At 64.5% G+C, this 19450-nt stretch carries 19 protein-coding genes; 10 read left to right on the forward strand and 9 right to left on the reverse strand.

Annotated elements, in window-relative coordinates:
- The 7 genes from cydB to QNA11_RS13750 all read right to left on the reverse strand — a co-directional run bounded on the left by cydB (window position 1) and on the right by QNA11_RS13750 (window position 5736).
- The gene (cydB, locus tag QNA11_RS13720) at window positions 1-1137 is read right to left on the reverse strand and encodes a cytochrome d ubiquinol oxidase subunit II (RefSeq protein WP_283483459.1); all 1137 of its coding nucleotides are present in this window, start codon (window positions 1135-1137) and stop codon (window positions 1-3) included.
- Window positions 1138-1149: 12 nt separating this feature from the next.
- Window positions 1150-2724, reverse strand: coding sequence for a cytochrome ubiquinol oxidase subunit I (locus QNA11_RS13725; RefSeq protein WP_283483460.1), 1575 nt, complete (start codon window positions 2722-2724; stop codon window positions 1150-1152).
- A gap of 126 nt (window positions 2725-2850) precedes the next feature.
- Window positions 2851-3012, reverse strand: a complete 162-nt coding sequence (gene cydP / locus QNA11_RS13730; RefSeq protein ID WP_283483461.1) for a cytochrome oxidase putative small subunit CydP — start codon at window positions 3010-3012, stop codon at window positions 2851-2853.
- A 65-nt stretch (window positions 3013-3077) separates the two neighbouring features.
- Window positions 3078-4358, reverse strand: coding sequence for an NAD(P)/FAD-dependent oxidoreductase (locus QNA11_RS13735; protein WP_202070831.1), 1281 nt, complete (start codon window positions 4356-4358; stop codon window positions 3078-3080).
- Window positions 4359-4440: 82 nt separating this feature from the next.
- Complete coding sequence (locus tag QNA11_RS13740; RefSeq protein WP_283483462.1) at window positions 4441-5109, reverse strand: Crp/Fnr family transcriptional regulator; 669 nt, start codon at window positions 5107-5109, stop codon at window positions 4441-4443.
- A gap of 64 nt (window positions 5110-5173) precedes the next feature.
- Window positions 5174-5374: a YgaP family membrane protein gene (locus QNA11_RS13745; protein ID WP_202070833.1), complete on the reverse strand. Its 201-nt coding sequence runs from the start codon at window positions 5372-5374 to the stop codon at window positions 5174-5176.
- An 11-nt stretch (window positions 5375-5385) separates the two neighbouring features.
- Window positions 5386-5736, reverse strand: a complete 351-nt coding sequence (locus QNA11_RS13750; protein ID WP_283483463.1) for an ArsR/SmtB family transcription factor — start codon at window positions 5734-5736, stop codon at window positions 5386-5388.
- A 408-nt stretch (window positions 5737-6144) separates the two neighbouring features.
- Between QNA11_RS13750 and QNA11_RS13755 the strand changes: the two genes are divergently transcribed.
- The 5 genes from QNA11_RS13755 (at window position 6145) to QNA11_RS13775 (ending at window position 12689) form a co-directional block, all read left to right on the forward strand.
- Complete coding sequence (locus QNA11_RS13755) at window positions 6145-7113, forward strand: efflux RND transporter periplasmic adaptor subunit (protein ID WP_283483465.1); 969 nt, start codon at window positions 6145-6147, stop codon at window positions 7111-7113.
- On the forward strand, window positions 7110-10385 hold the full coding sequence (locus QNA11_RS13760) for an efflux RND transporter permease subunit (RefSeq protein WP_283483466.1): 3276 nt from the start codon (window positions 7110-7112) through the stop codon (window positions 10383-10385). The genes QNA11_RS13755 and QNA11_RS13760 overlap by 4 nt, the downstream gene beginning before the upstream one ends.
- Window positions 10382-10765, forward strand: a complete 384-nt coding sequence (locus QNA11_RS13765) for a carboxymuconolactone decarboxylase family protein (protein ID WP_283483467.1) — start codon at window positions 10382-10384, stop codon at window positions 10763-10765. The genes QNA11_RS13760 and QNA11_RS13765 overlap by 4 nt, the downstream gene beginning before the upstream one ends.
- A gap of 22 nt (window positions 10766-10787) precedes the next feature.
- Window positions 10788-11132, forward strand: coding sequence for a rhodanese-like domain-containing protein (locus tag QNA11_RS13770; RefSeq protein ID WP_283483468.1), 345 nt, complete (start codon window positions 10788-10790; stop codon window positions 11130-11132).
- A gap of 246 nt (window positions 11133-11378) precedes the next feature.
- Window positions 11379-12689, forward strand: coding sequence for an IS4 family transposase (locus QNA11_RS13775; protein WP_283482376.1), 1311 nt, complete (start codon window positions 11379-11381; stop codon window positions 12687-12689).
- Between the two features lie 61 nt (window positions 12690-12750).
- Here QNA11_RS13775 and QNA11_RS13780 read toward each other — a convergent pair whose 3' ends face one another.
- The gene (locus tag QNA11_RS13780; RefSeq protein WP_283483469.1) at window positions 12751-13341 is read right to left on the reverse strand and encodes a beta-class carbonic anhydrase; all 591 of its coding nucleotides are present in this window, start codon (window positions 13339-13341) and stop codon (window positions 12751-12753) included.
- Between the two features lie 221 nt (window positions 13342-13562).
- On the opposite strand from QNA11_RS13780, the gene QNA11_RS13785 reads away from it, so the two are divergent.
- Together QNA11_RS13785 and QNA11_RS13790 are read left to right on the forward strand one after the other, a co-directional pair.
- Window positions 13563-14447 (forward strand): alpha/beta fold hydrolase, encoded by an 885-nt coding sequence (locus QNA11_RS13785; protein WP_283483470.1) that lies wholly within the window; start codon window positions 13563-13565, stop codon window positions 14445-14447.
- Complete coding sequence (locus QNA11_RS13790) at window positions 14444-15316, forward strand: patatin-like phospholipase family protein (RefSeq protein WP_246744639.1); 873 nt, start codon at window positions 14444-14446, stop codon at window positions 15314-15316. The genes QNA11_RS13785 and QNA11_RS13790 overlap by 4 nt, the downstream gene beginning before the upstream one ends.
- Here the strand turns inward: QNA11_RS13790 and QNA11_RS13795 are convergent.
- A complete protein-coding gene (locus QNA11_RS13795) occupies window positions 15301-15747 on the reverse strand; it encodes a nucleoside deaminase (RefSeq protein WP_283483471.1) in 447 nt (148 codons plus the stop codon). The two genes, QNA11_RS13790 and QNA11_RS13795, sit on opposite strands and share 16 nt — an antisense overlap.
- A gap of 273 nt (window positions 15748-16020) precedes the next feature.
- Here QNA11_RS13795 and QNA11_RS13800 point away from each other — a divergent pair, with 273 nt between their 5' ends.
- The 3 genes from QNA11_RS13800 to QNA11_RS13810 all read left to right on the forward strand — a co-directional run bounded on the left by QNA11_RS13800 (window position 16021) and on the right by QNA11_RS13810 (window position 19411).
- Window positions 16021-17946 (forward strand): pseudouridine synthase, encoded by a 1926-nt coding sequence (locus QNA11_RS13800; RefSeq protein ID WP_283483472.1) that lies wholly within the window; start codon window positions 16021-16023, stop codon window positions 17944-17946.
- Between the two features lie 3 nt (window positions 17947-17949).
- The gene (gene rsmD / locus QNA11_RS13805; RefSeq protein WP_283483473.1) at window positions 17950-18507 is read left to right on the forward strand and encodes a 16S rRNA (guanine(966)-N(2))-methyltransferase RsmD; all 558 of its coding nucleotides are present in this window, start codon (window positions 17950-17952) and stop codon (window positions 18505-18507) included.
- Between the two features lie 337 nt (window positions 18508-18844).
- On the forward strand, window positions 18845-19411 hold the full coding sequence (locus tag QNA11_RS13810; RefSeq protein WP_283483474.1) for a hypothetical protein: 567 nt from the start codon (window positions 18845-18847) through the stop codon (window positions 19409-19411).
- Window positions 19412-19450 lie beyond the last annotated feature (39 nt).

Genomic DNA, 19450 nt, shown 5'->3' on the forward strand with positions numbered 1-19450 from the left:
TCAGTAATAGTGATCGTCGCCTTTTTCGATCGCCGCCTCGCGCACCGCGCCGCGCAACACCCAATAGACCCATGAGGTATAGGTAAGCACGATCGGGAGGAAGAAGAGGGCCGCGACGAGCATGAGGCCGAGAGTGGCCTGGCTCGACGACGCATCCCACACGGTCAGGCTCTCGTCCGGATGGGAGGACGAGGGGAGCAGGAAGGGAAACAGGCTGAAGCCCGCGGTCGTCACAACGCCCGCGACAGAGACGCTCGAGGCCAATATAGCGAGCGGCGAACCGATCGCCAGCAGGATCGAGGCGCCGAGCGCGCCGAGAAGGGCGGCGAGCGGCGCAAATGCGGCAAGCGGAAAGCGTGCGTAATTGAGGAGCCACTCGCCGGCGCCGGCCACGACTGTCTTGCCGAAGGGGTTGGACGGGCCGGCGTAATTAACGTCCGACTCGATTCGATAGCCCGCGATTCCGGTGGCGATCCAGAGCCCTCCCGCCAGAAGCAGCAAGACAAGCGCCAGCGCGGCGGCCGCGCCGATGCCCCGCGCCCGCGCGTTGATCTCGCCTTCCGTCTTTCCCGCGAGCCAGGCGGCCCCTTGCATGAACAACATCACCGCGCTCACGATCCCGCAAAGCAGCGCGAAGGGATGCAGCAAGCTGAGAAGGTCGCCCTCATATTGGAAGCGCAGCGACTGATCGAAATGGAAGGGGACGCCCAGCAGCAGATTGCCGAAAGCGACGCCGAACAACACCGACGGCAAGGCGCCCGAGACAAAAAACAGCCAGTCCCAGGTCGCGCGCCAGAGCGGTTCGTCCCGCTTGCTGCGAAAGGTGATGGAGACAGGTCGCAGGATAAAGCCGATCAGCACCAGCAGCATCGCCAGATAGAAGCCCGAGAAGGAGGCGGCGTAGAGCGGTGGCCAGGCGGCGAAGACCGCGCCGCCGCCGAGAATGAACCAGACCTGATTGCCTTCCCACACCGGGCCGATCGTATTGATCAACACGCGGCGCTCGACATCCTTCTTGGCCACGAAGGGGTGCAGCAGGGCGACGCCGAGGTCGAAGCCGTCGAAGATGGCGAAGCCGACGAGCAGCACGCCGAGGAGCGCCCACCAAATGAAGCGCAGGGTCGCATAATCGAACATATGGCGTTCCTTTTAGCGCGAGGCGTCGAAGGCGGGTTGCGCTTCGGGCAAAGCGCCGGCCAGCGGTGGGGCTGCAGGCGCGGGATGCGGGCCCTTGCGAATATATTTGAGGAGCAGCGCCACATCGACGGCGGCGAGCGCCGTGTAGAAGATGACAAAGGCCGCGAGGCTCGCCGCGACATTGGAGGCGGGCACGCTCGAAACGCCGACGAAAGTCGGCATCACGCCGTCGATGATCCAGGGCTGGCGGCCATATTCGGCGACGATCCAACCAAGCTCGGCCGCGATCCAGGGCAGGGGAAGGCTGAACATGGTCAGCCGCAGGAACCACGGCTGGCCGCAGCGCCGCTGGCTGGAGAGATAAAAGGCGACGCCGAAAAGCGCGATGAAATAGAAGCCGAGCGCCACCATGATGCGGAAGCTCCAGAAGAGAACCGGCACGTCGGGGACGGTCGAGAGCGCCGCCTGCTTGATCTCCTCCTCGGTGGCGTTCTCGATGTCGGGGCGGATGCGCTTGAGCAGCAGTGAATGGCCGACGTCGCGCATCGAGCCTTCGAGCTGCGGCGGCACGGAAACGCCGACGCGGCCGCCCTCCTGGGTCATCCATTTATAGCCGGGAAGTCCGTTGCGGATGCGCTCTGCATTGTGCTCGACAAGCGGCTTGATGCCTTCGACGGGTTTGTCGAATGAGCGCGTCGCGATGAGGCCCAGGACATAGGGGATTTCAATCGCATATTTGGTCGTCTGGGTCTCGAGATCGGGCAGGCCGAAGAGCGTGAAGGACGCCGGCGCGGGCTCCGTCTCCCACATCGCCTCGATGGCGGCGATCTTCATCTTCTGGTTCTCACCCGCCGTATAGCCGCTCTCGTCGCCGAGCACGACGACCGACAAGGCGGACGCAAGGCCGAAGCTCGCGGCGACCGTCAGCGAACGGCGCGCAATCTCGATATGCTTCTTGCGCAGGATGTAATAGGCGCCGATCGACATCACGAACATGGAGCCGGTCACATAGCCGGCGCTGACCGTGTGGACGAATTTCGACTGCGCCACCGGATTGAACAGCACCTCCAGGAAGGAGCTGAGCTCCATGCGCATGGTCTGCGGATTGAAGGCGGCGCCGACGGGATTGGACATCCAGGCGTTGGCGACGAGAATCCAGAGCGCCGAGAAATTGGAGCCGAGCGCGACGAGCCAGGTGACGACAAGATGCTGCACCTTGGTGAGCCGTTTCCAGCCGAAGAAAAAGAGGCCGACGAAAGTCGCCTCCATGAAAAAGGCCATGAGCCCTTCGATGGCCAGCGGCGCGCCGAAAATATCGCCGACATAATGGGAGTAATAGGCCCAGTTCGTTCCAAACTGGAATTCCATGGTGATGCCGGTCGCGACGCCCATCACGAAATTGATGCCGAACAGCGTGCCCCAGAATTTGACCGCGTCGCGCCACACTTCGCGCCCCGTCATCACATAGACGCTCTCCATGATGGCGAGCAGCAAGGCGAGACCCAAAGTGAGCGGCACAAAGAGGAAGTGGTATAGGGCCGTCAGCGCGAATTGCAGACGGGAGAGGGTGACAACGTCGAAGTCCATTGCGACTGTCCTGCGTTGGCGCAAGCTGCCGGAAAGGGAGACGCGCCCTTCCGGTCAGAGCCTGCTCGGCGGCCTTGCGAGATGTCTCCTGGCTCGCGGGAAGCGAGAGACACCGCAATATTCGAATCAGCGCGGTCGCGGCTTCTCCAGGAGCGCCGCAGCCATGTCGGCCGGCGTCACATGGATGCGATGCGCCGGGCTGAAGAAAAGAAAATAAAGCAAGAAGATTGCCGCAACTTTGACAATGATCGCGACGGTCAGTTCGCGGCGGAGGGTGCTGCGCGGCATTTGGCGTTGATTCCTCGGTCGTCTGGCGGCCCGGCGCGGCCGATGGTCGCGCCGGGCCGGCTGTATCAGAGAACGCGACGCAAGCGCTCGATTCCGATCAGCTTCATGATGTAGCGTTCGTAAACCGGCTCGCTCTGTCCGTTGCGCACCTTACGCAAGAAGTATTTCTCATATGCGACTTTCGCCCAGTGCACCCAGCGGCCCTGGCTCGACCAGTTGACGTTGCGCGGCGGAATTTGCGGCTGGGCGACGAAGGCGACGCCGCGATCGCCGAAATCCGCGAGGCAAACCGCGTTCCAAGTGCCTTCTTCCTTCGGCTCCTTACCGTTGATGACCGCCGCGATGTTGTGGGCGGTCGCCGTCACCATCGATTCGATCATATAGCCCGTTTTGGGCATGCCCGTCGCGACAGGAGTCGGCTCGGCCGGCGGGATGGCGACGCAGACGCCGACGCCGAAGACGTTTTTGAAGGTCGGATTGCGCTGGTTCTTGTCGATGATGACGAAGCCGCGCGGGTTAACCAATCCTTCAATTCCCATCAAGGCGTCGATGCCCGTGAAGGCCGGCATCATCATCGCGAATTTGAAGGGGAGCTCGTGCTCCTTTTTCACCGAGCCGTCGTCGTTCAGCTCCTGGCATTTCAGGACGCCCGGCTCCACCGAGGTGGTTTTGGCGTTGGTGATCCATTTGACGTCGCGATCACGAAAAGCCGATTCGAGCAGGCCCTTGGTGTCGCCGACGCCGCCGAGACCCAGATGGCCGATGTAGGGTTCGGAAGTGACAAAGGTCATCGGCACCTTGTGGCGGATGCCGCGCTTGCGCAGATCCGACACGATGATCATCGCATATTCATAGGCGGGGCCGAAGCACGAGACAGCCGGCGACGCGCCGATAACGATCGGGCCGGGATTTTCGCAGAATTCTTCCCAGGCCTTCGAGGCGATTTCGGCGTGCTGCAGCGTGCAGATCGAATGCGTATGGCCGCCATGCGGGCCCAGCCCCGGGATTTCGCCGAAGGCGAGCTTGGGCCCCGTCGCAATGACGAGATAGTCATAGGAAATGCTTTCGCCGTCATTGAGCTCGATGCGGTTTTCCGCCGGATGCACGCGCTTGGCGCCGACATCCGTGAAGTCGATGTTCTTCTTCTTGAAGACCGGCGCGAGCGGCACCTTCAATTCATCGGGCTTGCGCCAATTGACCGCAAGCCAGGGATTTGACGGCGTGAACTGAAAGTTCGGCAGATCGGAAATAACGGTGACCTTGTGCTCCTTCTTCAAGGATTCGCGCACTTCGATCGCCGCCGCGACGCCGCCGATGCCGGCGCCGAGAACCACCACGTGAGCCATCTGACATCCTCCCACAGTCGCGACAGACTGCCGCGCGCTCGTTATATTCGAACTAGCTAAATTAGGAGATGCTCACAGCGACTTAGTCACGCTCAGCATCGCAAAGCGCGCGCAAAGCCCCTGCGTCGGTGATTTCTGTTCCTCCGCGCGATAGTTTGACCCAGCCCGAACGCTCGAACGTCTTGAGTGTGCGCCCGACAACTTCCCGCGCCGTTCCGAGATCGGCCGCGAGCGCCTGCTGCGTGACGCAAATGCGATTGTCTACGCCGCGCAAGGCGAGCAGCCGCTCGGCGAGCCGCACATTGATGCGCGTGCAGACGATCTCTTCGATGCGGCACATCAGCGTGGCGATGCGCCGACTGTAGCCGTCGAAAACGAGCGCGCGAAAGCCTTCCGAAGTGTTCATCAAGGCGGCGAAACGCTCGGCAGGCACGATATAGGCGACGACATCCGTCTCGGCGACGCCCTCCGCCGCATAGGCGTCGTCGGAAAGCAGCGAAGCGGTCGTGAGAATGCAGGTCTCATTGGTTGAGACGCGGTAGAGCACGATCTCGCGCCCCGATTCCGTGACGCGCTGGACACGCACGGTTCCCGAGACGATCAGGGGAAACTGCACGCATTGGTCGCCGGGACGGAAAAGCACGGCTCCGCGCGGGATTTGCTTGCGGATGGCCGCGTCGCGCAGCATCGCCTTGGTCGGCCCGTCGAGCGCGCGCAGGAGGGGGACATCCTCGATCCAGTCAGACGCCATTTTTGGTCCTCACGTCGAACCCGCCCAAAGGCGACGGCGCCGCGACGCCGTGAGCCCTGGCAAGTCAGAAGGCCGATCCCGGTCTTACGCCGATGCGCTTGAGTATCAAGGCCAAAGGGCAAAAGCCGGTAAAGGAGGCCTGCAACATATTCGCCCCGACAAAAGCAGCGAGAGCCATCCACCAGGGCGAAAACAGATAAGCCAGCGTTACGCTCGCGAGCACCATCGCGCCGGCGACAGCCATGACCATGCGATCGACGTTCATGGAACGCTCCATCAGTTGCGCGCCCGCGGGCGCTTCTTGGGCCGGCTGCGCGCATTGCATTCGTCCGCGCAGAACAATTCGTAAAGCAAGCCGATAAAACGCGAGACGTTTTCATCGGCGAGCGAATAGAAGATCGACTGCGACTCGCGCCGCGTTTTGACGAGCTTGTCGTCACGCAGCCGGGCGAGATGCTGCGAGAGGGAAGACTGGCTGAGGCCAATCGTCTCCTGGAGCTTGTTCACCGACAGCTCGCCCTTGTGCAATTCGCACAGGACCATGAGCCGGTGTCGATTGGCGAGGGCCTTCAAGAAGCTTTCAGCCTCTTCGGCCTTTGGCGCAAGATCGGCTGGGTCTATATTCATGGTAGCTAAATTAAGTTTCACGCATATACGTGTCAAGCATCAAATCGACCGCCGAGGACTCCCAATTCAGGTTGATGAGCAGACGCGTTCCCGCGTCATGGCCGCGCTTGTCGCGGCCATCCACGCCGCGCCGACGCAGAAAGCTGCGAACATGAGCGGGAGCAACGCCGCTTCTTCTCCCCGCGTGTCGTAATGTTCCGGCGTGGATGCCCGCGACAAGCGCGGGCATGACGCGGCTGCATAGGGTTTGTTAGCTCGGCCCCGATCGACCGCGCCCACTCATGCTACATTCGGCGAACCGGATCAGATCGTTCCGAATGCAAGCGCCAACAGCAACAGCTTTTAAATTCGTTCTTGCTAATTTATGTGTATCGAATATATCTGAGCAGCGACAGCGTGGGAGACTTCATGAATCGCTTCCGACTCGCTTTTCTTTTGATCACCCTCGCGGCGCCGACCGCAGTCTACGCCGGCGAAACCGCCGTCCACATCGCGCCTATCGACGATATGAAAGCGGTCGTCGCTTCCGTCGAACCCGCGCATCAGCTCGTGGCCCGCGCCCGCATCGGCGGCACGGTGACCACGCTCAAGATCAAGGAAGGCGACACAGTGGCCGGCGGCGCCGAGATCGCGCTCGTCGCCGATCAGAAGCTTTTTCTGCAAATGCAGTCGCTCGATCAGCGCATTCGCGCCCAGCAGGCGCAGCGCGACAAGGCCCAAAGCGACTTCGACCGCGCGCAGGAGCTTCTGCGCCGCGGCACCTCGACAAAAGTGATGGCCGATCAGGCGAAGACGGCGCTCGACGTCGCCGAGCGCACTCTCGCCGCGCTGCAATCCGACCGCGGCGTCATCGAGCAACAGACGGCGGAAGGCTCGGTGAAGGCGCCGGGCGCCGGCCGCATCCTCACAATCCCCGTCTCCATCGGCCGCGTGGTTATGCCCGGCGAAACCATCGCAACGCTCGCCGAGGACAGATACATCCTGCGCCTGCAACTGCCGGAGCGCCATGCCCGCTTCATGCGCGCGGGCGACCGCGTCGAGATCGGCGAACGCGGCGTCAACACGGGCGCCGGCGCCCGCAAGGAAGGACGCGTGCGCATTGTCTATCCCGAGATTCAGGGCGGCCGGGTGATCGCCGACGTCGATGTGAAGGGATTGGATAATTATTTCGTCGGCGAGCGCGCCCGCGTCTATGTTACCACCGGCAAGCGCGACACGATCCTTGCGCCGAAATCTGCAATCTACCGGCGCGCCGGCGTCGATTTCGTGCGCCTTGCGGACGGCGCCGAAGTGGTGGTGCAGACCGGTGACGCGCATGGCGACGCGATCGAGATTCTCTCGGGCCTGCATGACGGCGATGTGGTGCACACGCCATGAGCCAGGAAAAAGACGCCAAGGAATTCCACCCCGGCATCAGCGGCACGCTCACGCGGACCTTCATCAATTCGCCGCTGACGCCGCTTCTGCTACTGGCCTCAATTCTCGTCGGCCTCATTGCGCTGCAGGCGCTGCCGCGCGAGGAGGAGCCGCAGATCTCCGTGCCCATGGTCGACATCATGGTGCAGGCGAACGGCTACAAGGCGGAGGATGCGATCGAGCTCATCACCCGCCCGCTCGAAGACATCATCAAGGGCGTCAATGGCGTCGAGCATGTCTATTCGCAGACGCGCGACGATCAGGTGATGGTGACGGCGCGCTTCTTCGTCGGCACGCAGCAGGACAACGCCGTGCTGCGCGTGCACGACAAGATTCGCGCCAACATATTGGACTTGCCGAAGGGCATTCCCGAGCCGGTCATCATCGGCCGCGGCATCGACGACGTCGCCATTGTGGTTCTCACACTCTCCGCCAAGCCCGAGCGCGCCACTCAATGGACGGATAACGGCCTCTATCAGGTTGCAGCGGAACTGCAGCACGACCTCACCAAGGTCGAGAATGTGGGCCTGAGTTATATCGTCGGCGGCAGCCCCAATCAGATCCGCGTCGAGGCCGATCCCGAGCGCCTGTCGCAATATGGCGTGACGCTCAACCAGCTCATCGACAAGCTTACCAACGCCAACCGTTCCTTCATGGTCGGCGCCTTCCGCGAGGACAACCACTCCATCCCCGTCGTCGCCGGTCAGACGCTGCAGGGCGTGCCCGACATCGGCCTGCTGCTGCTGACGACGCGCGACGGGCGGCCGGTCTATGTGAAGGATGTGGCGAATGTCATCGTCGGCGCCGCCGAGCCCGATAAGCGCAGTTGGACGATGACCAAGGAGAAGGACGGCGCGCTGCTCAAGCGCCCGGCCGTCAGCATCGCCATCGCGAAGCGCAAGGGCGCCAATGCGGTGATCGTCGCCGAGGACGTGCTGCATCGGCTGGAGTCCGTCAAAGGCCGCATCGTTCCTGAAGACCTCGAGATCGCCGTCACCCGCAACTATGGCGAGACGGCTACTGAAAAAGCCAACGAGCTTCTCTTCCATCTCGCGCTCGCGACCGTCTCCATCGTTCTGCTCATCGTGGTGATGGTGGGCTGGCGCGAGGGCGTCGTCGTCTTCGTCATCATTCCGACGACGATCCTGCTCACCCTCTTCGCCTCCTGGCTGATGGGCTACACGATCAACCGCGTCAGCCTGTTCGCGCTGATTTTCTCCATCGGCATTCTCGTCGACGACGCCATTGTCGTCGTGGAGAACATCGTCCGACACTGGCAAATGCGTGGCGATCGCAGCCTGATCGACACCGCCGTCGAGGCCGTCGCGGAAGTCGGCAATCCGACCATCGTCGCGACCCTGACGATCATCGCCGCGCTTCTGCCGATGATGTTCGTCTCGGGTCTGATGGGGCCCTATATGAGCCCCATTCCGGCCAACGCCTCGCTGGCCATGGTCTTCTCCTTTTTCGTGGCCATGACGATCACGCCCTGGCTTCTGTTGAAGATCGCCGGCAAGCGTTTCGAACAGGAGGGCGGCGCGGGCCATGACCACTCCCACGAACGCGGGGCCATGGGCAATTTCTACGCCCGCATCGCCACGCCTCTGTTGCAGGGCCGCAAGCGCTCGCAACGCTTTCTCACCGCGGTCGGCGTGGCGACGCTGCTCTCGCTCGGCCTCTTCGCCACGAAGAGCGTGCGCGTGAAGTTGCTGCCTTTCGACAATAAGTCGGAAGTCGCGGTGGTCGTCGATCTGCCGCGCGGGGCTTCGCTCGAGGAGACGGATCGCGTGCTGACAGCCGCGGCCGAGCGCCTCAAGGACATTCCCGAGCTCACCTCGATTCAGTCCTATGCCGGCGCGGCGGCGCCCTTCAACTTCAACGGCCTTGTGCGCCATTATTACGTGCGCTCGGCGCCGGAGATGGGCGATCTCGCGATCAACCTGCTACCGAAGGACGAACGCAAGCGCGCGAGCCACCCGATCGCTCTGGAGATCCGCGAAAAGCTCAAGGGTCTGCCCATGCCCGAGCATACGGCGATCAAGGTCGTCGAAGTGCCGCCGGGCCCGCCCGTGCTCTCGACGCTTCTCGCCGAAGTCTACGGGCCGGATGCGCAGACGCGGCGCGACCTCGCGACCAAACTACGCAAGGCCTTCGATGCGGTCGATTTCGTGGTGGACACGGATGACAGCTTCGGCCAGCGCGCGGAGCGGCTGCGCTTCGCGATCGATCAGGAGGCGCTCGAATATCACGGCGTCGAGGAACGCGCAGTCTATGACACGATCGGCGCTCTCGTCGGCGGTGTGAAGATTGGCTTCTCGCAACGCGGCGGCGGCGCCAAGCCCATCGACATCACCGTCGCTCTGCCGCGCGCGCAGATGACGCCCGGCGAGCGCATTCTCTCGACGCCGCTTCCCGCAGGCGGCACCGCGCGCCAGGGCGCCAATGTCGAGCTCGGCGATGTGGTGAAGGCGACGCGCGAGCTCGGCTCCTACCCGATCTTCCGCCACAATGGCCGCTTTGCCGAAATGGTGAGCGCCGAGGTCGCGGGCCGTTTCGAGGCGCCAATCTATGGCATGTTCGCTGTCGAGGACGAGATCAACAAGATCGACTGGGGCCCCTCGGGCGCGCCGACGATCAAATATCATGGCCAGCCGCTCGACGACGCGAAGCCGACCTTCCTTTGGGACGGCGAGTGGGAGGTGACCTATGTGACCTTCCGCGACATGGGCGCGGCTTTCATGGTGGCGCTGCTCGGCATCTATCTGCTCGTCGTTGCGCAATTCGGCTCGTTCAAGCTGCCGCTCGTCATTCTGGCGCCCGTGCCGCTCACGCTCCTCGGCATCGTGCTCGGCCATCTGCTCTTCAACGCGGCCTTCACGGCGACGTCGATGATCGGCTTCATCGCGCTCGCGGGCATCGTCGTGCGCAATTCGATCCTGCTCGTCGACTTCATCCGCCATCTGCGCGAGCGCGGCATGTCGCTACGCGAAGCTTTGGTCGAGGCGGGCGCCGTGCGCTTCAAGCCGATCTTCCTCACCGCCGCGGCGGCGATCATCGGCGCGGCTTTCATTCTCACCGACCCGATCTTCCAGGGTCTGGCCATCTCGCTCGTCTTCGGCCTGGCGTCATCAACGGCGCTGACGCTCCTCGTGATCCCGGCCATCTATGTCGTCCTGCGCGACGACCAACGCCCGCCGGCGCCAGACGCGCCGCAAAGAGGGAAGCTCGCATGACCAATGATTGGCCCGAACTCGCCAAGGCGCTCTCCACCGATCTTCGCAATCTGCGCGTCGGCGCGCCCGATGTGATGAAGACCTTCTCCGCCATGGCGACCACCGCCGGCGCTCCCGGCGCGCTCGACGCCAAGACGAAGGAGCTGATCGCGGTGGCTGTGAGCGTCGCGGTGCGCTGCGACGATTGCATCTCCTTCCATACAAAGGCCGCCGCCCAACGCGGCGCGACGCGCGAGGAGATTTTGGAGACGCTCGGCATGGCGATCTACATGGGGGCCGGCCCCTCGGTGATGTACGCGAGCCATGCGCTTTCGGCCTTCAATCAATTTGCCGGCGGCGAGGCCGGCGACGCGCAAACCCCTCAAGCCAAAACCGCTTGAGCAAGAAGAAAGGAAGAAGAAAATGCTGTCAGGCCTGATGTCCAAGCTCACCGGGGGCGGCGGCGAATTGCCGACGATCGAGCATGAGGATTTCGCCCGCCTCGTGAAGGAAGGCTCCTGCGCCATCGTCGACGTGCGCGAGCCGCATGAATATGCCGCCGGTCATGTGCCGGGCGCGCGCAATCTGCCGCTCTCGCAATTCGATCCGGCCAAGTTGCCGGCGGGCGACTGTGTGATCATCTGCCAGGCGGGCGGCCGCTCGGCGAAGGCTTTGGGGCAGGCGATCCAGGCCGGCCGCAAGAATGTGCGCCATTATGCGCCGGGCACCGGCGGCTGGCGCGCGCGTGGCGGCGCGGTGCAGGCGTAACGCGGTTCCCCCTCCCCAACCCTCCCCCGCTTCGCGAGAAAGGGAGCAGATCGTCGCCCTCATCAGCAATGCTGATCGCGAGCGTCCCCTCTCCCGCTTTAGCGCTATCGAATGCACACATCGTGATTGCCTCGGTGGGGTCTGTTTGATTCCGTGGGTCGCGTATTGATTCGCGGGGTGGGGCATGGCGATTTCGTATGGACTGGGGCGGTTCGGCGACCGCCGCCTGGAAAAAGGGGGGTCTCGTTGCATCGGGGCCTCGTCGCGCGGCCGTGCGCGCGCATCCGTCGGATCGCCGGCGGGCGGCGGGCGCAGGAGGTGCGGCTCGCGCGCTTCCTGCGCAATCCTGCAGTGACAGCCGAGGAGATGGCGCGGCACGCCGCCGGGCTCACAGCGGCGCGGGCGGCGGGTCGCGACATAGTGGTGGCGCAGGACACCAGCGAGCTGGCGCTCGGCGGCAAGCGCGCGCAGGCGAACGGCTATGGGCCGGTCGGCAAGGGCGGCGGGACGCGCGGCCTTTTGCTGCACGCGGCCCTGGCGCTCGACGCCGGCACGGGCGCGCTGCTCGGCCTCGCTCATGCCGAGGTCTGGAACCGCGACACGGGGGCCAAGGTCGCGGCGCGGCGCTCGCGCGCGCTCGCGGACAAGGAATCGCAGCGCTGGCTCGATGTGGCGGCGCATGCGCGCGAGGATTTCGCGGCGGCGAAGCGGATCACTGTCGTCTCGGATCGGGAGAGCGACATCTACGCGCATCTCGCGCAGCGTCCGGGCGGCGTGGAGCTGATTGTGCGCGCCTGCCAGAACCGGACGATCGCCGCAGACGGCGAGGATGCGATCGAGCTTTTGTTCCCCTTCGCCGACGGATTGGCCGAGGCGGGCCGCTTCGTCGCCGAGATCCCGGCGGCTCCGGGACGCAAGGCGCGCAAGGCGGCGCTCGCGGTCCGCGTCTCGCCGGTCACTTTGCGCAAGCCGCGCCACGGCGCGCGCGACTTGCCGGACGCGGTCGGCGTGACTTTGGTCGACGTGCGCGAGGTCGGGGCCGCGGAGGGCGTCGCGCCCATTCATTGGCGGCTTCTCACGACCCATGCGGCGACGAGCCTGGCCGAGGCGCGCCGGGTGATCGACCTCTATCGAATGCGCTGGACCATCGAGGAATTCTTCCGCACGCTGAAGACGGCGGGCTTCGAGATCGAGCAGGCCGACATCTGCGATCCGAAAGTGATGATCAAGCTGGTGGCGGCGACGGCGGTCGCCGCGGTGACGGTCATGCAACTGGTCAAGGCGCGCGACGGCGCGACCGACCAGTTGCTGACGGACGCTTTCGAGCCCGAGGACGAAGCGCTGCTCGAGGCCGTCTCGGCGAAGCTCGAGGGCGCGACGGCCCGCCAGAAGAACCCCCACCGCAAAGGCAGCCTCGCCTTCGCCGCCTGGGTCGTCGCCAGGCTCGGCGGCTGGACCGCCTATTACGGAAAGCCCGGCCCCAAAGTAATGCGCCAGGGCCTCGACGACTTTCGACGAATAAAGTTCGGAGCCGCGCTGACCTTCTACGATGTGTGAATCCGATAGCCCGCGAAACGGGGGAGGGACAGGGAGGGGGCCGGCTCACATTACCTGATAATCAGGCCGCGCGCCCAATCTCCGACGCCCCCGGCACCTCGTTCAGCTTGCCGGTCTTCACATCATAGATATAGCCGTAGATCGGGATGTTCTTCGGGACCAGCGGATGCGAGCGGATGCGCGCGACGTCCTGCGCGACGCTCTCTTCCTGATTCTTGATCGTGTGCCATTTGATGAAATGACCCGCCGAGCAGCCGCCGCCATGCTGCGGGTTCGACCATTTCAACGTCGCCATGTCGAGCGCGGCGGTCGCGAGATTGTCGTCGAGCAGCTCGCTCATCACCTCGTCGCAGAAAAGCTCCATGCCGCAATTGGTGTGATGGATCACGAACCACTCATTCGTGCCGAGCAGCTTGTGGGAAATGATCAGCGAACGAATCGCATCGTCCGACGCGCGGCCGCCGGCGTTGCGGATGACATGCGCGTCGCCTTCCGAAAGGCCCGCATATTTCGCCGGGTCGAGACGCGCATCCATGCAGGTCAGAATCGCGAAACCGCGCGCCGGCGGCAGAGCGAGATCGCCCTTCGAGCCGAAGCTCGATACATAAGCGGCGTTGGCGGACAAAACTTCGTCGACGATCTTGCTCATCATTTTCTCCCACAAGGCCAAACAAGCTTGTTCTGATTTTTCACGTCGCCCCAGCTCGTAAGCACGGCGCTCCGGCGTTTCATTCAAGCAAATAAGGAATATTGTTTCCGTGACAAAGTCCCCGGTCGCCGCATAGAGAAGAAAAAACGTGGCAGTTCGAGGGTTGTTACAATATAACATCCACCCCAAGGGCTGCTGCGGCCCCGCTGAACATGGTTGACCAAATGTCTGAACTTGCCGATCTCTTCCCCGGTTTCGCCTCGCATTGGATCGACACGCAGGCCGGCAAAATCTTTGCGCGGTCTCACGGCGCCGGACCGGCGCTCGTCCTGCTGCACGGCTTCGGCGAAACGCATGTGGCCTGGCGCAGCATTGCGCCGAAGCTCGCCGAGCGCTTTACCGTCGTCGCCATGGATCTGCGCGGCTATGGCTGGTCGGCGGCGCCCGAGAGCGAGAAGGGCGACGCCTATACGAAGCGCGAGATGGCCGATGACGTGGTCAAGGTCATGGAGGCGCTCGGCCATGTGCAATTCGCGCTTGTCGGCCACGACCGCGGCGCGCGCGTCGGCCTGCGTCTGGCGCTCGACCATCCTGGACGCCTGACGAAGCTCGCACTGATCAATATTGCGCCCATCGACGACAATTTCGGCGCCGGCGACCTCTGGCGTCTGGGCCGGGCGCGCTTCCTCGCGACCGAGGCTCCGCGCCCCGAGGAGCTGATCGCCCTCGACCCGAACGACTTCCTCGACGACGCGCTGAAAAGCTCGACCAAGGAGAAGTCGCTCGACGTCTTCGGCGCGGCGGCGCTGGCGCATTATCGCGCCGCCTTCAACGACCCGACGCGCATTCACGCCTTTTGTGAGGATTTCCGCGCCGGCGCGACCATTGATAAGGAGGCGCTGCTCGCCGACAAGGCCGCGGGCAAGAAGCTGCTGACGCCGACGCTCATCCTCTACGGCGAAACGACCTTCCCGGCTGAGGGCCCCTCGCTTGTCGACGCCTGGAAGGAATGGGGCGACGACGTGACCGGCGCCGCCGTCGACGCCGGTCTCTACGCCATGGAGGAGGCGCCGGAGGCGACGCTGCAAGCCCTGGAACGCTTCCTTTGACGAAGCGCCGAGGCGTTCTCGGCGGCAAGACAGTCGCCGTGGCGCTCGGCGGCGGCGGCGCGCGCGGCCTCGCCCATATCAGCGTGCTGCAGGCCCTCGACGACATGGGCGTGCGCCCTGTCGCCATGGCGGGAACCTCGATCGGCGCCATCATCGGCGCCGCCTATGCCGCGGGTTTCTCCGGCGCGGAACTGCGCGCCCATACCGAGGCGATCCTGAGCAACCGGCTCGGCCTCGCGCGCAAGCTGCTTTACGCGCGGGCGCGGCGCCGCCAGCCGCTTCTGACGCGTCTCGCGCATCCGTTGCTCTTCGACGGCGTGCGTTTTCTGGACGCCTTCTGGCCCGAGGGCATGCCGGAACGCTTCGAAGACCTCGACATCCCCATGACCGTGGTGGCGACAGACTTTCGTCGGCGCTGCGAGGCGGTGTTTTCCAAAGGGTCGCTGCGCACGGCCATCGCCGGCTCCATGGCGATCCCCGGCGTGGTGCGCCCGCCCAAAAGCGAGCTCGGCTATCTGGTCGACGGCGGCCTCGTCAATCCGCTGCCTTACGACCATCTGCAGGGGAAGGCCGACATCATCGTCGCGGTGAATGTCTCCGGCAATTCGGGCATGGAGAGCGAGACCCGCGCGCCCTCGCCCTTCCAGACGATGATCGTCGCGACCCAGATCCTCATGAACTCCATCAGCTCGCGCATGATCGAGGAGAACCCGCCGGACGTGCTGCTTGCGCCGGGCGTGCATCAATATCTCGCGCTCGACCTCTTCAAGGCTTCGCGCATTTTTACGGCGGGTGACGCCTGCCGCGACAAATTGCGGGAGGGGCTGTTGAAGGCCGCCGAGCGGCTCGAGCCTCAGCGCCGCGACTGAAAGAAATCGCGCAGCAATGTCGCCGCCTCGCTCTCGCGGATGCCGCCATAGACGTCCGGCGCGTGATGGCAGGTCGGCTGCGAGAAAAAGCGCGGTCCGTGCTCCACGGCGCCACCTTTCGGATCGTCGGCTGAGAAATAAAGCCTCCGGATGCGCGCGAAGGAGATCGCGGCGGCGCACATGGCGCAGGGCTCCAGCGTGACATAGAGGTCGCAGTCGATCAGCCGCTCGCTGTCGATCGCCTCGCAGGCGGCGCGAATCGCCAGCATTTCAGCATGCGCCGTGGGGTCTTTGTCGCGTAGCGTGCGATTGCCGGCGGTCGCGATGATCTGACCGGCGCGCACGATGGCGGCTCCGACAGGCACTTCCTCGGCTTGCGCCGCCGCACGAGCGGCGTCGAAGGCGGCTGCGAAGGGGTCGGGAGCCATCATGGGCTGACGCGGCGGGCGCCAAATAACTTCCCTTTACGGGGAGGTCGGCGGTCGCAGACCGCCGGGTGGGGTTCGCGCAGCAATGGCGACAGTTGGAGCAACCCCCACCCGACCCCGCTTCGCGGGGCCACCCTCCCCGTAAAGGGGAGGGATTGGCGGACCCAGAGAGTCGCGCCAATCTCGCCACCACTTTGGCGTCTCATCTCTCCATACATTTCGCTTATCTCCGTCGATCGCGCTTCAAAGCCATCCCGGCGCCTGCTATCAAAGATCATGGCCGACAAAAAACCAACCAAGCGCTCCGGCGCGCCCGGCGGCGACCGCCCCATGCGCCGCCGCGACTCCAAGACCGCTGCGCGCGACGGCGCGCCGAAGAAATTCGATTCGGATAAACCGAAATTCAATAAGCCGCGCGGCGAAAGCGCCGCCAAGCCCAAATTCGATAAGCCGCGGCCCGCGGCCAAGCGGGCGAAGGCGACCCCCGCGCCGGTCGAAAAAACCAGCGCTTTCGAAGGCGAACGCATCGCCAAGGCGATGGCGCGCGCCGGCGTCTGCTCGCGCCGCGACGCCGAACAATGGATTGCTGAAGGCCGCGTCGCCGTCAATGGCGAGACGCTCACGAGCCCGGCCGTCAATGTCACCGAAGCCGACAAGATCACCATCGACGGCGAGCCGATGCAGGCGCGCGAGCGCACGCGGCTCTTTTTGTTTCACAAGCCGCAGGGGCTCGTGACCACGGCGAGCGATCCTGAAGGGCGCCCGACCGTCTTCGCCTATCTCGAAGAAAAGCACCCCGATCTTCCCCGCCTCGTCAGCGTCGGTCGGCTCGACATCAACACCGAAGGCCTGCTGCTCCTTACCAATGACGGCGGCCTCGCGCGTACGCTGGAACTGCCGGCGACCGGCTGGACGCGGCGCTATCGCGTGCGCGTCCATGGCGAGATCGATCAGGCGCAGCTCGACGAGCTGAAGAAAGGCGTCACCGTCGAGGACGTCACTTACGCTCCGATCGAGGCGCGGCTCGAGCGCGTGCAGGGCGGCAACGCCTGGATCGCCTTGAGCCTCACCGAGGGCAAGAACCGCGAAGTCAAGCGCGTGATGGAGCATCTCGGCCTCGACGTCACGCGCCTGATCCGAGTCTCCTACGGGCCTTTCCAGCTCGGTGAGCTGGGAGAGGGCGTTGTCGAGGAAGTGAAGCTCAAAACGCTGCGCGAGCAATTGGGCAAGAGCCTCGCGGAGCTTGCGGGCGCTGATTTTGCTTCACCCTTGCGCGAGGCGACTCCGACCGAGCAGCAGGAACAGCGCGAACGCACTGAAAAGCGGTCGCGCAAACATGTTTCCGTGCTGCGCAAGCAGCGCGACGAGAATGCCGAAAAAGGTCCGCGCGCGCGCATCGAGCGCTCCGCCACGGCCGACCGCAAGGGCCGCGCCGTCGCCGTTGAGCGCGTGACGCTGACGCGCCGCAAGCCGGCGGCCGAAGACGAAGCGCCGTCGCGCAACGCCAAGCGTTTCGACGCGATGCGCACGGGCCGCCGCCCGAGACGTGACGAGGCGGAGGCCGAGCGGCCCGCGCGCGGCGCCGCAAGGGGCGCGCGCGGCGAGGGCTTTGGGCGAGACGATCGGCGCGGCGCCGAAAACCGCCGCCCGCGTTTCGAAGGCGAGCGCGAGTCTGGGCGCGGCGCCGCAAGGGGCGCTCGCGGCGAAGGTTTCGCGCGGGATGATCGACACGGCGCTGAAAATCGCCGTCCGCGTTTCGAGGGTGAGCGCGGCGAACGCGCCGCCCGGCCGCCGCGAGAGCGTGACACGCAAGCGCGGCGCGACCATGGCGACGCAACGGCTGCGCGCGGTCATGCGCGCACGCGCACGCATGAAGGCGACCAGCCTCGCGCCGAACGCCGCCCGCCGCGTCGTGATGGGGAAGCTCCCCGTCGCGCGCGCGGGGCAGACGAGCGGGAGGCGCGGCCGCGCAAGTTCGAGGGCCCGCGCGCCGACCGCGGCTTTGCGCGCGGCGGGGACGAGCGCAAATCGCAGCGTCCGCGCAGCGGCGAAGGCCGGACCTCAGGCGAAGGCGCGCCTCGCGGCGCCCGTAGCGGCGGGCCGCGCAAGGGCCCGCCCAAAGGCCCGCCAAAGGGCCGCGGCCCCGGCAAAGGCCCGAGCAAAGGTCCGTCGAGAGGACCGCGCAAGCCGCGCGGAGAATAAGCCATGCGCATCGTCGGCGGCGCGCTTCGCGGGCGGTCGCTCGCGAGCCCGCGCTCGCAAGCGATCCGCCCGACAACGGACCGCTTGCGCGAATCTGTCTTCGACATTCTCGCCCATGGTTTCGACGATCCGATCACCGGCGCCGCGGTGATCGACCTTTTCGCCGGCACCGGCGCGCTGGGCTTGGAAGCGCTCTCGCGCGGCGCCACGCGCGCGCTTTTCGTCGATGACGGAACGGAAGCGCGCGCGCTGTTGCGCGCCAATATCGAGACGCTGGGCCTGGGTGGCGTCACCCGAATCTTTCGCCGTGACGCGACCAAGCTCGGCCTCGCACCATCGGGGGAAATCTTCTCGCTCGCCTTTCTCGACCCGCCCTATGGCAAGGGCCTCACGGAGCCAGCGTTGCGCGCGTTGATTGAGGGCGGTTGGCTTACCGATGATGCGCTTGTCGTCATCGAAGAGGCCGCCAACGCAACGATCGAATTGCCGTCTTCTCTAAAGCAGGAAGATGCGCGCCGATATGGCGACACGCAATTCGTGTTCGCGCGAGTTGCACGCTGAGTCAATGCGACGATGCAGCGCGACGATAATGCGAATCACGCCATATCTTTTTTTTCGTCGCGGAGTCGCCGCGACCTTTGAATCATTCGAATTTCTTGCACACTCGCGACGACAAACGAGCATGTTGGACGCATCGAAATGCGCATCATTATCCTCATGAAGAGGCCACACAAAGTCGTGCGTGTTCACGCGAAAAACTTAAAGTGTGGATGATCCATGTTCGCGTGCACGCGCGCATTTCGGAGTGCGAAACGGCCAAGTTCCGACACATTCGAATCCTGTCATTTCATTGCGCGTTCAACGATTTGGTTGAACGTGTCGTGATGGGAGATGAAAGATGTCGATGGAAATGGTCGCGAGCTTCGATGCACTTCGCGCGCTCAGGCTTCTCTTCAAACTTGAAGAGTCGCTGGACGCCGACAGCGCCTATCTGCGTAATATTCTCGTAGCCGACACCAAGCGGCATATTGCTGCTTTGACGACGGCGGTTGTGCCAGAAGAGGCGCCGGTCGAAGACGAGACGGCTGAGACTGCGGAAGAAATTCCGGCCGATGTCGAGGCGATTGAGGCTGTGTCAGAAGAAGCGCTGGCCGACGACGAGGCGGTTGACGCTGACGTGGAAGAAGCGACGGCCGAAGACGAAGCGGTTGGCGCTGACTTCGAGGAAGCGGCGGCCGAAGACGAGGCGGTTGACGCTGACTCGGAGGAAGCGGCGCTCGAAGGCGAGGCGGCTGAGCCTGACTCCGAGGAAGCGGTGGTCGAAGACGAGGCGGTTGACGCTGACTCGAAGGAAGCGGCGGTCGAAGAGGAGGCGACTGAGGCTGACTCCGAAGAAGCGCCGGTCAAAGCGGCGACGAAAGAGACTCCCCCCAAAAAGGCGTTGTCTAAATCGAAAGCCGGCTGAGGCCGCGACGAAAAAGTGAGGGGTAAAGCCTAACGCGCG

This window comes from Methylocystis sp. JR02 (assembly GCF_030063565.1).
Classification (GTDB): Bacteria; Pseudomonadota; Alphaproteobacteria; order Rhizobiales; family Beijerinckiaceae; genus Methylocystis; species Methylocystis iwaonis.